The sequence below is a fragment of the Novosphingobium sp. AP12 genome, from assembly GCF_000281975.1.
Taxonomy (GTDB): domain Bacteria; phylum Pseudomonadota; class Alphaproteobacteria; order Sphingomonadales; family Sphingomonadaceae; genus Novosphingobium.
In genome coordinates this window covers 17,514-30,337 of the sequence record NZ_AKKE01000156.1, presented here as the reverse complement: position 1 = coordinate 30,337, position 12,824 = coordinate 17,514, and the positions used below count along the sequence as shown (strand labels likewise).

Annotated in this window: 12 protein-coding genes; 6 read left to right on the top strand and 6 right to left on the bottom strand. The window is 65.3% G+C overall.

From position 1 onward, the window contains the following. Nucleotides 1–227 precede the first annotated feature (227 nt). Nucleotides 228–1,001, bottom strand: coding sequence for a helix-turn-helix transcriptional regulator (locus tag PMI02_RS21825; protein ID WP_007687046.1), 774 nt, complete (start codon nucleotides 999–1,001; stop codon nucleotides 228–230). Between the two features lie 166 nt (nucleotides 1,002–1,167). Between PMI02_RS21825 and PMI02_RS21820 the strand changes: the two genes are divergently transcribed. Next, the gene (locus PMI02_RS21820) at nucleotides 1,168–2,289 is read left to right on the top strand and encodes an acyl-CoA dehydrogenase family protein (RefSeq protein ID WP_007687043.1); all 1,122 of its coding nucleotides are present in this window, start codon (nucleotides 1,168–1,170) and stop codon (nucleotides 2,287–2,289) included. 70 nt (nucleotides 2,290–2,359) lie between these two features. Here the strand turns inward: PMI02_RS21820 and PMI02_RS21815 are convergent, their stop codons facing one another. Next, entirely contained in the window at nucleotides 2,360–3,142 is a 783-nt protein-coding gene (locus tag PMI02_RS21815; protein ID WP_007687041.1) for a ThuA domain-containing protein, read from the bottom strand. A 4-nt stretch (nucleotides 3,143–3,146) separates the two neighbouring features. Further along, nucleotides 3,147–4,595: an SRPBCC family protein gene (locus PMI02_RS21810; RefSeq protein WP_007687039.1), complete on the bottom strand. Its 1,449-nt coding sequence runs from the start codon at nucleotides 4,593–4,595 to the stop codon at nucleotides 3,147–3,149. Nucleotides 4,596–4,737: 142 nt separating this feature from the next. On the opposite strand from PMI02_RS21810, the gene PMI02_RS21805 reads away from it, so the two are divergent. Genes PMI02_RS21805 through PMI02_RS21785 form a run of 5 tightly spaced genes read left to right on the top strand, consistent with a single transcriptional unit; the run spans nucleotide 4,738 to nucleotide 9,383 of the window. Next, nucleotides 4,738–5,517 (top strand): SDR family NAD(P)-dependent oxidoreductase, encoded by a 780-nt coding sequence (locus tag PMI02_RS21805; protein ID WP_007687037.1) that lies wholly within the window; start codon nucleotides 4,738–4,740, stop codon nucleotides 5,515–5,517. Further along, nucleotides 5,514–6,329, top strand: a complete 816-nt coding sequence (locus PMI02_RS21800; RefSeq protein ID WP_007687036.1) for an SDR family oxidoreductase — start codon at nucleotides 5,514–5,516, stop codon at nucleotides 6,327–6,329. Before PMI02_RS21805 ends, PMI02_RS21800 begins: the two co-directional genes overlap by 4 nt. Nucleotides 6,330–6,372: 43 nt before the next feature. Beyond that, nucleotides 6,373–7,152, top strand: coding sequence for an SDR family NAD(P)-dependent oxidoreductase (locus PMI02_RS21795; RefSeq protein WP_007687032.1), 780 nt, complete (start codon nucleotides 6,373–6,375; stop codon nucleotides 7,150–7,152). A 36-nt stretch (nucleotides 7,153–7,188) separates the two neighbouring features. Then, the gene (locus tag PMI02_RS21790) at nucleotides 7,189–8,856 is read left to right on the top strand and encodes an FAD-dependent oxidoreductase (protein WP_007687031.1); all 1,668 of its coding nucleotides are present in this window, start codon (nucleotides 7,189–7,191) and stop codon (nucleotides 8,854–8,856) included. Nucleotides 8,857–8,879: 23 nt separating this feature from the next. Beyond that, on the top strand, nucleotides 8,880–9,383 hold the full coding sequence (locus PMI02_RS21785) for a VOC family protein (RefSeq protein ID WP_007687030.1): 504 nt from the start codon (nucleotides 8,880–8,882) through the stop codon (nucleotides 9,381–9,383). A 498-nt stretch (nucleotides 9,384–9,881) separates the two neighbouring features. Here PMI02_RS21785 and PMI02_RS21780 read toward each other — a convergent pair whose 3' ends face one another. The 3 genes from PMI02_RS21780 to PMI02_RS21770 form a co-directional block, all read right to left on the bottom strand. Further along, entirely contained in the window at nucleotides 9,882–10,265 is a 384-nt protein-coding gene (locus PMI02_RS21780) for a response regulator (RefSeq protein ID WP_007687029.1), read from the bottom strand. Between the two features lie 252 nt (nucleotides 10,266–10,517). Next, nucleotides 10,518–11,423, bottom strand: coding sequence for a PAS domain-containing protein (locus PMI02_RS21775; RefSeq protein WP_007687028.1), 906 nt, complete (start codon nucleotides 11,421–11,423; stop codon nucleotides 10,518–10,520). Between the two features lie 548 nt (nucleotides 11,424–11,971). Then, nucleotides 11,972–12,736, bottom strand: coding sequence for an SDR family NAD(P)-dependent oxidoreductase (locus PMI02_RS21770; RefSeq protein WP_007687026.1), 765 nt, complete (start codon nucleotides 12,734–12,736; stop codon nucleotides 11,972–11,974). Nucleotides 12,737–12,824 lie beyond the last annotated feature (88 nt).

The window sequence follows — 12,824 nt, the reverse complement described above, 5'->3', positions numbered from 1 at the left end:
CCATGACCCGGCCCACGCTTCACCGCCTCCGCAAGGTTACACCTGTCACCCTGCAGGTTACACCTGTCACCATCAGGGTTACGCCTGTCACCAACAAGGCGACACCTGTAACCCGCAAGGCGACACGCAAGGCGACACATCGGGCGCGCAAGTTGACACTTTCGGCCCCGGCGGCGCCCAAGGCGACACCTTTTTCCTCTGGACCGTGTAAACCGTGTAAACCCGCCTCAGTTCTGGAGCGAGATATAGCCCAACTGCGCCGCCTTGAAGACGGTCTGGCTGCGGTTCACGGCGTTGAGCTTGGTCGCCGCGTTGTGGATGTGGAAGCGCACGGTGGCGCGGCTGCGCGACATGATCATGCTGATTTCCAGGTCGGTCTTGCCGATCGCGGCCCAGCGCAGGCACTCGACCTCACGCTTCGACAGGCGCGATTCCGGCGGCAGCGCCTGGGTACGGCCCATGACCTGCACATAGGTCGCGATGAAGGTGCGCGCATAAAGGCCGAGCGCGTCCGACAGCAGGGCGAACTCCTCGGTCAGGTCGGTCTTGTTCTTGTCGAGCGGGTTGAAGCTGACGGCGCCGATCTGGCCGAACGGCAGATGGACCGGCACGCCGATCGCGGCGCGGGTCATCGCGCGGGTCTCGAAGTTGCCGATGTCGATCGAGGCGAGGTAGGCGTTGGGCTCGCGGGTGCGGAAGCCCTCGGCGTTGGCCCAGAACGGCAGGCTCTCGAACCGGCAGGCGGTGGTCAGCGGCGAATCGAGCGCGATGCGCGAATTGCGCCACCACACCCGGTCGTCGTCGCCCCAGCCGAACACCTCGGTAGCCAGCATCTTGCCGTCGGCATCGACGGGCGTTCGCTTGTCGGCAATGTCGTGAGCCGGGGCCGCGCGCATGCCGTGCGCGAGCGCGATCCGGTTCAGCGCTTCGGCCGCCGGACGAATGCCCTGGGGCGATATCACCCGCACGGCGTCGATGTTTTCCTGTGACAGCAGTTGCATTGGTATCCTCTCCCCCGACCTCTTAGCCCGCCCCTGCAGGCGGTACAATCGCTTGAAGGGCCGGGATAGCGCCTTTTCATGACTAGTCTTTTGCCCAGCGGTAACGCCCCTGCCGCCGATGGTAGAAGGCCCGTCACAGCCGGAAAAAGGCCAGCGGGAGTCAGATGTGAATTTCGACCTCAGCGAAGACGAGGAAATGCTCAAGGCCCTGACCGAGCGGTTCGTCAGCGACCATTACGACCACGACAGCCGCCGCGCCTTCCTGTCCGGACCGGGCGGCTTCTCCGGCGCCAACTGGCAGCTGCTGGGCGAACTCGGCCTGATCGCCGCGCCTTTCCCCGAGGAACTGGGCGGTCTCGGCTTAGATGCCACGGGCATCGCCACAGTGTTCGAAGCGCTGGGCCGCGGCCTCGTGGTGGAACCGCTGGCCGAAGCCGTGGTGATGGCCGGGCGCCTCTTCGCCATGAGCGCGCCGGAAGCCTTGCAGGGCGAATGGCTCGAGGCGCTGCTGACCGGCGAGAAACGCCTCGCCCTCGCCCATGCCGAGGCGCGGGCACGCGACGGGCTGGTCTGGGTGGAAACCTCGGCGGTGGCGGACGGCGACGGCTGGCGGCTCACCGGGACGAAGCCCTACTGCGCCGCTGGCGGCGGCGCCGATGGTTACATCGTCTCGGCCCGCATTTCCGGCGAGCCCGGCGGCGCGGACGGCGTGGCGCTGTTCCTGGTGCCAGCTGGCACGCCCGCCGTCTCGACCCGCGACTGGACGATGGCGGACGGCAGCGTGGCGACCTCGCTGGAACTCGAAGGCGCAGTGGTCCCCGCCGGCTACCGGCTGGGCGAGGACGGGCTTGCCGCCATCGCCGCCGCGTCCGACCTTGCCGCCCTCGCCCGCAGCGCCGAGGCGCTCGGGATCATGGAACGGCTGCTGGCCGACACCATCGACTACCTGCGCACCCGCGACCAGTTCGGCGCCGCGCTCGGATCGTTCCAGGCAGTGCAGCACCGCATGGTCGCCCAGTACGCGGTGATCGAACAGAGCCGCGCCCTGCTGAACCTTGCGCTGGTGTCATGGGGGAGCGACGACTTCACCGCCGCCGTCAACGGCTCGCGGGCGTTCATCGCCGACGCCTCGGTGGAGCTGGGCCACGAGATGATCCAGTTCCACGGCGGCATGGGTGTCACCGACGAACTCGCCATCGGCGGCGGCCACAAGCGGCTGCTGGTGCTCTCGCGCTGGCCGGAGGGGCCGGTGGCGGCGCTCGACCGCTATGCCGGACTGCTCAACTGAATTGAAGGACCACACCTGACGAGGGGGCGGGCCGTTTCCGGACCGCCCCCTTCTTTTTCGGCCGTCAGCCTCAGCTCTCGCGCTGCTTGAGCCAGCCGATGCCCCGCCTCAGCAGATCGTAGAACACCGGCAGGTCCCAGGCGCAGCGGTCCACCGTCGGCCACCAGTCGAGCATGGGCTGAAGGTCGTAATGCCCGCGGCAGTGGCCCAGCGTATTGTAGAGCACCGCGCCCTTGCCATGGTCCTTGAGGTACATCACCGGCTGCTTGCCGGGCGCGTCCTTCGCCTCGACGAAGCCGGTGCCCTCCTCGGTGCAGTCGGTTTCGAGAAGAACGTGTAGGTCGCCGTGGGTTTCGAGGTGGTAGAGTTCGTCTGTGGTCTCGAACGGCTCGATGCCCTCGACGAGCGGGTGGTCGGGGTCGGCAACGGTCACCGTGTAGGGCGCGATCGGGGGGTGCGAGATGAACTGCGAGCCCAGCATGTCCATGAACAGCGGCGCCCAGCGCGGCGCATCCCAGAGCCCCGCGTCCGGCCCCTCGGCCAGCAGGCGCAGCACCGAGTTGGTGCCGTGGAGCGCGTACCAGCGCCCGCCCGCCGCCAGCCAGTCGCGCAAGACCTCCTGCGCCGCCAGCGAAGGCGTGACGTCGCACGTGTAGGTGATGAGGATGTCCGCATCGCGCAGGGCGTCCAGTGTCTCGTAGTTCTCGAACACGCGGGTGCGGACAGCAGGGTCCTCGCCCAGCAGCTTGAGTAGCTCGAGCCGCGCGAAGTCCATGTCGTGCCACACGCCTCCGCAAACGAGGACGCAGTTGATGCGCGGCGGCTTCGCCGCTTCGTTACCTGTCTCGCTCATCGGTTCAGGCCTGGCTCGATCCGCCGAGATCGCCCTCGATGTACTTCATCATCGTGTCCTGGAACTGGCGGATGCGGATCTCCTGGTAGTTGCCCAGGTTCACCTTGCCGTTCTTCGAGACGTGAAGGCCCTGCTGGACGTAAGGCAGGTTGTCCATGTCCTGCTCGAACACGTCGCCCAGCACGCCGAGTTCGGGCGCGTCGGTCCACTTTTGGTCGAGCCGCAGCATCTTGAGCGGCGCGCCGCGCGGGATCGGCTGGCCCTTGGGAATGCGCGCGAGGATGCGCACTTCCATGATGCAGGTGTCGGGCGTCTTTCCGGGCAGCCAGTTGTAGACGATGTTCGGCATGTAGCCGCCCCAGGGCGCGAAGTTCGGGAACACGTTGTAGACCAGGCCGTCGAGCAGTTCGGCATCGGTCGCATCGCCGTGATCGTAGCCGGTGCTCTCGGTATAGGCCTGCCGCATCGCGGCGCCGAGGGCTGCGCGCGCGGTCATGCCCTCCGGCACTTGGATCGCCATCGGGTTGGCGTGGGCCTCGCCCTCGTAGTTGTCGCCCGAACGGCCGTTGAACTTGATGAACTCGTCGACGATCCACTGCTCGCCCTGCCCTTCGGCAACGTGCGGGCTCATGATGCCAAACGGCACGAGATTGACGTTCACATTGTCGCCCCAGGTCCAGTATGCGGCGTTGGAATCACCCGTGAACGGCAACAGCTGCGGGTGAGTGACGATGGTGTGCCAGGCCTCCATGAAGGCCTCCATCACAACCTTCCAGTTGGCCGGAACTTCCTTGGCGACACGCATGACGCTCGCGCATTCCTCATGCCGCCAGCGCTTGAAGTGCTCGGGCAGGGGCGCAAGGAATTCCTCCAGGCTCGGGCCACCCTTCTCCTCGCGCAGGAAGACGTAGCCACCCCAGCGGTCGATTTCAGCGTCGGGTAGGTCGAGCTTCTGCTCGGAGAGGTGTGGGAAGTCCCATTGGCACGGCATCGAATCGAAGCTGCCGTCCTTCTTCCAGGCGAAGCCGTGGAACGGGCAGACGAACTTGTCGGCGGTCCCTTCCTCCAGCCGCAATTTGCGCCCGCGGTGAAGGCAAACGTTGTGCATGGCGCGGATCGAGCCGTCGTCCTGCCGGCTGACGAGGTAGGAGCGGCCCGCGTTCTCGTAGACGATGTAATCGCCCGGTTCGGGAAGATCCTCCTCCCGGGCGACGAACTGCCAGACGTAGGGCCACATCCGCTCGCGCTCGAGCTTCGCGAACGCCTCGGAGGTATAGCGCTCGGCAGGGATCGGCTCGGACCCGCGGAAGGTGTAGCTCTCCTCGGTCAGGATCGCAGGCGGCGTGCGCGAATCCAGCGCCATGAGTTCCGCCCAGCTGATGCCCTCGCTACGGTCTTCGCCCAGCCGGTCGGCATCGGTTTTCGTGGCGATTTCGGGGTCACGGTCAGCCATCGGTAATCAGTCTCCCAAGCACAGTTTCCCTGTTTGGGGACATGTCTGAACCGTGGCGAAGCAAGAGTCACCTTGCTCAAGTCATAGGTTGTCCCGCCTCGCGGATCGGTCATGTTCCACCCAAAGCTAATGGGAGAATGCCGTGAAGCGGCTTGAAGGCAAGGTGGCGCTCGTCACCGGAGGAACGTCCGGTATCGGCGCCGGCACGGTCGAGCGCCTGTGCGCCGAGGGTGCGACCGTGATTTTCACCGGCTCCAACCGCGCGGCGGCCGACAAGGTCTGCGCCGCCACCGGAGCGCAGTTCGTGGCGCATGACGTCACCGATGCCGCCGCCTGGGACGGGCTGATGGCGGATATCCTGGACAGGCATGGCCGCCTCGACATCGCCTTCGCCAATGCCGGCACCGAAAGCGGCGACGGCAGCATCGAGGACATCGCTATCGAGGGCTGGAACAACGTCATCGGGGTCAACCTCACCGGCGTGATGCTCACCGTCCAGCATGCAATGCGGGCGATGGCGAAGAACCCGGACGGGCCGACCGGCTCGATCGTGGTCAACTCCTCGATGAACGCGCACCGGGCGATGGGCAATTTCGTGGCCTATTCTGTGTCGAAGTCTGCCGTCGTCGCGCTGGTCAAATCCGCCGCGGTCCATGCCGGCAATCGCAAGTACCAGATCCGCGTCAACGCGGTGCTGCCGGGCGTCGTCGAAACCGCCATGATTGTCGGCCTGATCGACAAGTCCGCCGACCCCGCCGCCACGCGCGGTGCCTACGAGGGGCTTTCGCCGATGGGCCGCATGGCGTCGGTCGACGAGGTGGCCGGCATGGTCGCCTGGCTCGCCAGCGACGAGGCACGGTTCTGCTCGGGCGGCGAATTCACCATGGACGGCGCGTCCACCGCAGGAATGAACGGCGTATGATCGAAGACCTGGGTTCACAGCGGCTCAAGGGCCGCGTCGCGCTGGTATCCGGCGGACTGCGCGGCATCGGCCTGGCCTGCGTCGAGCGGTTCCTGGCCGAGGGCGCCGAAGTGGTGCTGACCGACCTTTCCTCGCCCGAAGACGCCGCCGAAACGCTCGCTCGGCTCGGACAGGCAGCTAGCTACGTGCAGGCCAACGTCACCAGCGAAGACGACTGGGCGACGGTGCTCGCCGCCGTCACCGAGCGGCACGGCAAGCTCCACATCCTCGTCAACAACGCCGGCATCGACCTCACCGGTCCCGTCGCCACGACCTCGCTCGAGGGTTGGCGCAAGATCATGAGCATCAACGTCGACGGCGTGTTCCTAGGCGTGCGCACTTTCGTGCCGCTGCTGGAACAGAGCGGCGCTGCGGTGAAGGGCGGTGCCTCGATCATCAACGTCAGCTCGATCATGGGCCTCGTCGGCATGAGCGAGGTTTCGGGCTACAACGCCAGCAAGGGCGCGGTGCGGCTGTTCACCAAGTCGATTGCGCTGGAATTCGCCGAGAAGAAGATGCCGATCCGCGCCAATTCGCTGCACCCCGGCTTCGTCATCACGCCGCTGCTCCAGGAAGGCTTCCAGCGCTGGGTCGACAAGGGCGTGGCCGAAAAGGCGCAGGACCTCGTCGACCTGATGTCGAGCAAGACGCCTATCGGCCGGCTCGCCGATCCGTCCGAACTGGCCAGCGCGGTGTACTTCCTCGCCGGCAGCGACAGCTCGTACATGACCGGCGCGGAGCTGGTGATCGACGGTGGCTGGACCGCGCAGTGACGCGCCCCGAACAGCACCTAACCCGACATGGAGAACCTCTAGCATGACCATCGCCCTTCCCGACGTCATCGCTGTCGTCACCGGCGCCGCAGGCGGCATTGGCCGCGAGGTCGTCAAGGCCATGAAGGCCGCCGGCGCGACCGTGATCGCCACTGACCTGCGCGATACCGCCGAGATCGAAGGCGCCGACCACTACCTCAGGCACGACGTCACCAGCGAGGCCGACTGGCGCGCGGTGGAAGCCCTGGTGCGCGAGAAATACGGCCGCCTCGACGCGCTGGTGAACAACGCCGGCTTCTCGATCGTCACCAAGTTCGAGGAGACGCCGCTCAGCGAGTTCCACAAGGTCAACGCGGTCAACGTGGATTCGGCGATCATCGGCACGCAGGTGCTGCTGGACCTGCTCCGGGAGGGCGGCAAGGCGAGGCCGTCCGGCGCCTCGGTCATCAACTTCTCGAGCATCGGCGGCCTTCGCGGCGCGGCGTTCAACTCGGCCTATTGCGTGAGCAAGGCGGCGATCATGATGCTGTCGAAGTGCCTCGGCGCCGAGTTCGCCGCACTGAAGTACAATATCCGCGTCAACTCCGTGCATCCGGGCGGGATCGAGACGCCGATGCTGTCCTCGATCATGGACCGCTACGTCGAACTCGGCGCCGCGCCTTCGCGCGAGGCGGCCGAGGCCGGGGTCAACGTCAACCACCCGATCGGCCGCCTCGGCCGGCCGGAGGAGATGGCCGGCGGCGTAGTGTTCCTCGCCTCCAGCGCGTCCAGCTTCATGACCTGCGACGAACTCGTGATGGACGGAGGCTTTAGCCAGGTCTGACAACAAGCGGGCCAACGAGCCCTCGGGAGAGAGACAATGACCAACAAGGCATATGACCTCGTCGTGCTCGGATCGGGCGCCGCGGGCCTGACGGCGGCGCTGACCGCAGCCGAACACGGCGCCAAAGTGCTCGTCGTCGAGAAGGGCGAGAAGCTGGGCGGCACGTCGGCCTGGTCCGGCGGGCAGATCTGGATTCCGTGCAACCCGCACCAGAAGGAATACGGCAAGGAGGACAGCCGCGAGAAGGCGCTGACGTACCTCGAGTCCATGTCGAACGGGCTGATCGAACCCGCAATGGCCGAGGCCTACATCGACGGCGGCGTCGAGATGGTCGCCTTCCTAGAGGACAGGACCCCGGTACAGTTCATGGTCGTCCCCCACTTCCCCGATTACCACCCCGAACAGCCCGGCGCCGCCAGCCGCGGTGGCCGCACCCTCGAATGCGCGGTCTACCCCTACGGCGAGCTGGGCGAGTGGCGTGACAGGGTGGAAGTCTCGCCCTACTACTGGCCGCACGTCTATTTCACCGTTGGCGAGACCTCGCTGGCGCAGGCCGTGCCCGATCCGCTGCCGCCGGAGGAAGCGCAGCGCCGCGCCGACAACGATGAACGCGGTCTTGGCCATGCCCTCGTCGGCCGCCTGCTGCGCGGGTGCCTCGATCGCGGCGTCGAGTTCCTGCCCGGCACCGGCGGCAAGGACCTGGTCATCGAGAACGGCGCGATCAGCGGCGTCACCCTGGATGACGGCACCACGCTCGACACCCCCAACCTCGTGCTGGCAACCGGCGGGTTCGAGCACAACGACGCCTTCAAGGCCGCCTTCCTGCGCGGCCCCCTCACCTCGCCCGTCTCGATCCGCACCAACACCGGCGACGGACTGCGCATGGCGATGAAGGCCGGCGCGATGCTGTCCTCGATGCGCGAGGCGTGGTGGATGCCCGTGGTCGAGGCCCCGCTCAACCCGATGGGCCGCATGCTTTTCACCGGCGAGCGGACCCTGCCCGGCACCATCATGGTCAACCGGACCGGCAAGCGCTTCACCAACGAGGCAGCGAACTACAACGCCTTCGGAGCAGCGTTCCACGTGCAGGACCTCAACACCTGCACCTGGGCCAACCTGCCGGCGTGGTGCATATTCAACCAGAGCTTCTACGACAAGTGGGGCTTCCTCGACACGCAGCTGATCGGCGTCGGCGATGCGGAGCACAAGAAGGAGCCCGCCGACTGGATCGCGCGCGGCGATACGCTGGACGAACTCTCCGCCAAGCTCGGCATACCCGATGGCGCGCTGGAAGCCACCGTCGAGCGCTGGAACGCGATGGTCGAGAACGGCAAGGACGAGGACTTCGGCCGGGGCGACAGCTACTACGATCTCTACTGGGGCGACCCTGCGCACAAGGGCCGCAAGGAAGCCACCATGGGCAAGCTCGAGGGCGGCCCCTGGTACGCCGCCGAGGTCAAGTCCGGCGCCCTCGGCACCAAGGGCGGACCCAAGACCGACACGCTGGGCCGCGTCCTCGACGTCGACGGCCGGACCATCGGCGGGCTCTACGCGGCGGGCAATGCCATGGGCTCGATGATGGGCATGACTTACGGCGGCGGCGGCGGGACACTCGGCCCAGGCATGGTGTTCGGATACCTCGCCGGCAAGCATGCCGCCCAGCGCAACGTCGGCGCGGAAGCGCCCGCCGAGGCTTCGGCCTGACGTCCCGGACCAGGGAGAACGACATGTCCCACCGCCTCCCGGGCGTCATCGGCGTCCACCACATCGGCGTCTCCGTGCCCGACCTGTCCAGGGCCCGCGAATTCTACCTCGACGTCCTGGGGGCGGTGGAGGAAGTCGCGCCGCTGAGCTGGGCGGACAATCCGTTCATCGACAAGGTCGTCGGCCTCGAAGGGAGCGCGGCGAACCAGTTCTTCTGCCGCCTCGGCAATCTCCAGATCGAGGTCTTCCAGTACGACGCCCCTCGGCAGGCCCCGCAGGACCCGCGCCGGGGGGTCAACGAATACGGCTATACCCACATGGCGCTGCAGGTGGAGGACGTTGCCGCCGTCCACGAGCGCATCGTCGCCGCCGGCCTGCCGGTCCACACCCCGCCCGTGCTGGAGGCCATCACCGTCGATGCGCAGGGCGTGAAGCACGGCTATGCGGGCACCTATTGCCGCGATTTCTTCGGCAACGTGTTCGAGATCCTGGAAATCCACGAGACGCCCGAGATCCTGCCGATCTGAGCCGCCGCGCCCGCAAGGCGGCACAGGTTTACACGGTTGACACGGTCCAGGGGTGAAAGTGCCGCTCTCGGGCTGGAATGTGTCGCCTTGCGCCGAAAAAGTGTCGCCTTGTGCACGAAAAGTGTCGCCTTGTGCGGGCGATGTGTCGCCTTGCGGGTGACAGGTGTCACCTTGGCAGTAATCGAAGACGGGCTTTGCCGGATCATGCGTTGAACATACCGCGCCGCCATACATGTAGGAAAGCGCCGCTCCGCATGCGGCGGCGAACCTGAAGCCTGTCGTTCTCGCCCCGGATGGCGCCAGGCCAGCCGCCGAAGAAAGTCCCGGGTGACACGGGCGAGCAGGCCATCTTCGCGGCAGTATCAGTGACAGATGACGCGGCTTGCGGTGTCACCGCTCCCGGCCCGCGACGCTTGGGCTCACCATGTCGCTGAATGCCTGAACCCACCTCAAACGCCATTAAACCCGGACTGTCCGGAAGCGCGCTCAAATCGAACACTAGGACGCGGCACGAAAGCCTTCGATTGCTCGGCCAATGGCCGATGATTTGAACGGCTTTGCCAGGAATACGGCATCGGTGGGCATATCCACGAGCCTGGGACGCATGCCTCCGGAAACAATGATAAATCGCAGCGGCGGCCATCGATTGGCAGCCCAATTACTGAGAGCAAGGCCATCCATTGAACCCGCCATTTGGATGTCGGTGAACACGATCACAATTTCTGGATGTGCTTCAAGAAGAACGATGGCTTCATCAGCGTTTGTCGCTTGCAGGGCGATGTAACCGAGGTCTTCGACAATCTGGACCGATCCGAGCATGATTAGTGGCTCATCCTCGACCACTAGCACGACCGCGGTTGTCGAGTTTGCGAACTGGACCATGTGTTTTCCTCACCTGATCGAAGTTCGGGAGGAAGGTCAGGTGCCCTGCTCAAGCGCGTCAGATTTCCACCTGATAATTCTCAACTCTCTAAATCAAGTTTCGATCCCGGCACATGGCTTGGTTTTCAAGCTCTTCGTGAATGACCATGCGGCCACTTGCCACCAAGATCGCCGATCAGCGATGTTCATGTCACCCCACCTCGCGGATCTTCCCAACGCGCGAGAGCTTCGGAATACATCTGTTGCCCGGTTTTATTCTAATGTATTTTTCAATGTAGCGGCTGCCAGTTCGATTTGTTTGTTGACCGTGATGTCGAAGCTAATGCCCGGAAACCGGACGCAGTTGCCCGTCTCGTCGAAGACGGCGCTACCTTGTGCCGAAACCCAGTGGATCACTCCGTGCGCTCCCAGGATACGATACTCGGCGAGGTAGGCGTCGCCAAATCGTAGAGTGGCATCGATCTGAGCTCGCACAAGAGGGAGGTCGTCCGGATGAATACATGCCGTGAATTCAGACAACGACGTACCCACGGCAGCTAGGTCGGGATCGACGTTATAGATCAAGGCGAACCGCTCATCGGCTGTAATGCGATCGTTGACGACGTCCCAGTCCCATGAGCCAATGGTGTCTCCGGCCGACAGGGCTGCCCGGAGGCGTTCGGTCGCGCTGCTACGGGCCTTTAGTGCAAGCACCCTTTCGGTTGTCTCGCGGGTAACGCAGAGCAGTCCGGATACGTCACCGTCGTCGTCTCGGACCGGTGAATACGAGAACGTCCACCAGCTTTCTTCGGGAACGCCTGCCCGATGGAGGTCGAGCCGCATATCAACCATTTCGACGCCTTCACCGGAAAGCGCTCGGGCAACAAGCGGGCTGATTTCAGACCAGTTGTCATGCCATAGCTCGGCGAGGGGTATCCCCATAATGTTCGAAGCTCGCTGCCCGAGAATCGGACGATAAGCGTCATTGAAGAAAGTTCGCAGGTCGGGTCCCCAGGCCAGAAACATGGCCGTCGGGCAGGCGAGGACGGCGGATACGAGTGCCCTGAATGAGCTGGGCCAAGTGGAAATTTCGCCTAGGGACGTGCTGTCCCAGTCGGCCTCGAAAATCTCCCGCCCGGTTATTGAATGCCGAAGCTGGGCTGCGAATCCTGGTCCCATTGCCTCAATCTCCGTTTTTGACGCGGGCGGCCATTGGCAAGGTAAGAAATAAAAAACAACAATATACCGCTCGATATCCGGCCGGTTCCTGTCACCGCCGCGCGCATTGCAGAAGGCTAGATTCCCGCGACTTCGTTAGCTAAACGCTTCGGGCTTTTCGCGGTTGCTGGCCACGAGCCTGCGGCAGGTTCCACCCCCGTCTTCGGCCATCCAGCCGCCCGCTGAGGCATCCCGAAAGCGGACGGTCACCAAGCGCGGTTACAGGCCTCGTTCGCTTGATCGGAGCAGTTGAGCAGCGCGCTGAGGGAACGGAGCTTCGGCCGCCTCGTTGGTCAGGTAGAACTACTCAGAGGCGCAGCAATGACCGCGACAATCCGCTTTGTCTTGGCCCTGCCATTCCTGACGATGGCCGTCCTGCTTTCGATCCCCAGCGCGCTCTGCATGCAGGCAGCCCGGCTGATCGAGGGCGATGGCTGACAGGTCGCGTCATCCCCCCCTCTCGGGCGCGCCGGAAGTCGGGGGCGAGAGCTGCCTCGCCCCCTCACTCGTCACATCGCGGTGACGCCGCCGTCGACGATGAATTCGCAGCCGGTGATGTAGTTCGCCTCGTCGCTGGCGAGGAACAGGTTCATGTTGGCGATGTCGAGCGGGCTGCCCATGCGCTTCATCGGGATGCCGCCGACGATCTGCTTGAAGCCCTCGGGATTGTCCGAGCGCGCGACGTCCTGCATCGCGGTCTCGATCATGCCGGGGTGGACCGAGTTGCAGCGGATCTGCTCCGCCGCGCATTCCATCGCCACCACCTTGGAGAACAGGCGCACGCCGCCCTTGGCCGCGGCATAGGCGCCGCACATGGTCACGCCCACGAGGCCCGCGATCGAGGACAGGTTCACGATCGAACCACCCTCGCCGACCTTGCGCATCAGCGCGACGGCGCGCTGGGTGCCGTAGAACACGCTGTCGAGGTTGACCTTGTTCTGCTTCTCCCAGTCGGCGGCGGTGAGCTGTTCCAGCGGCTTGAGGATGGCGATGCCGGCGTTGTTCACCAGCACGTCGAGCCGGCCGTGGCCACTCTCGATCGCGGCGAAGACTTCGTCCCAAGAGGCTTCGCTGGTGACGTCCTGCGCCAGCTCCTCAGCCTGCCCGCCGGCCGCGCGGATGGCGTCGGCCACCCCTTGCGCGCCGCCTTCATCGAGGTCGGTCACGTAGACGAAGGCGCCTTCCTCGGCGTAGCGCTGCGCGGTGGCGGCGCCCAGGCCGCGGGGGTTGCCGGCGCCGGTTACCAGGGTGATCTTGCCTTCGAGACGGCCCATAATTTGACTCCTTGGTCATGAAAAAGGGATGCGCGGGAGGGAAAACCCCTGCGCATCCCCGTAGAAGGCCGGAAGGGTCCCGGCCGTA

Excerpts from the sequence above, each read along its gene's own strand:
- PMI02_RS21825 (WP_007687046.1), bottom strand. The coding sequence starts at position 1,001 with ATGCAACTGCTGTCACAGGAAAACATCGACGCCGTGCGGGTGATATCG.
- PMI02_RS21815 (WP_007687041.1), bottom strand. The coding sequence starts at position 3,142 with ATGAGCGAGACAGGTAACGAAGCGGCGAAGCCGCCGCGCATCAACTGC.
- PMI02_RS21810 (WP_007687039.1), bottom strand. The coding sequence starts at position 4,595 with ATGGCTGACCGTGACCCCGAAATCGCCACGAAAACCGATGCCGACCGG.
- PMI02_RS21800 (WP_007687036.1), top strand. The coding sequence starts at position 5,514 with ATGATCGAAGACCTGGGTTCACAGCGGCTCAAGGGCCGCGTCGCGCTG.
- PMI02_RS21795 (WP_007687032.1), top strand. The coding sequence starts at position 6,373 with ATGACCATCGCCCTTCCCGACGTCATCGCTGTCGTCACCGGCGCCGCA.
- PMI02_RS21790 (WP_007687031.1), top strand. The coding sequence starts at position 7,189 with ATGACCAACAAGGCATATGACCTCGTCGTGCTCGGATCGGGCGCCGCG.
- PMI02_RS21785 (WP_007687030.1), top strand. The coding sequence starts at position 8,880 with ATGTCCCACCGCCTCCCGGGCGTCATCGGCGTCCACCACATCGGCGTC.
- PMI02_RS21780 (WP_007687029.1), bottom strand. The coding sequence starts at position 10,265 with ATGGTCCAGTTCGCAAACTCGACAACCGCGGTCGTGCTAGTGGTCGAG.
- PMI02_RS21775 (WP_007687028.1), bottom strand. The coding sequence starts at position 11,423 with ATGGGACCAGGATTCGCAGCCCAGCTTCGGCATTCAATAACCGGGCGG.
- PMI02_RS21770 (WP_007687026.1), bottom strand. The coding sequence starts at position 12,736 with ATGGGCCGTCTCGAAGGCAAGATCACCCTGGTAACCGGCGCCGGCAAC.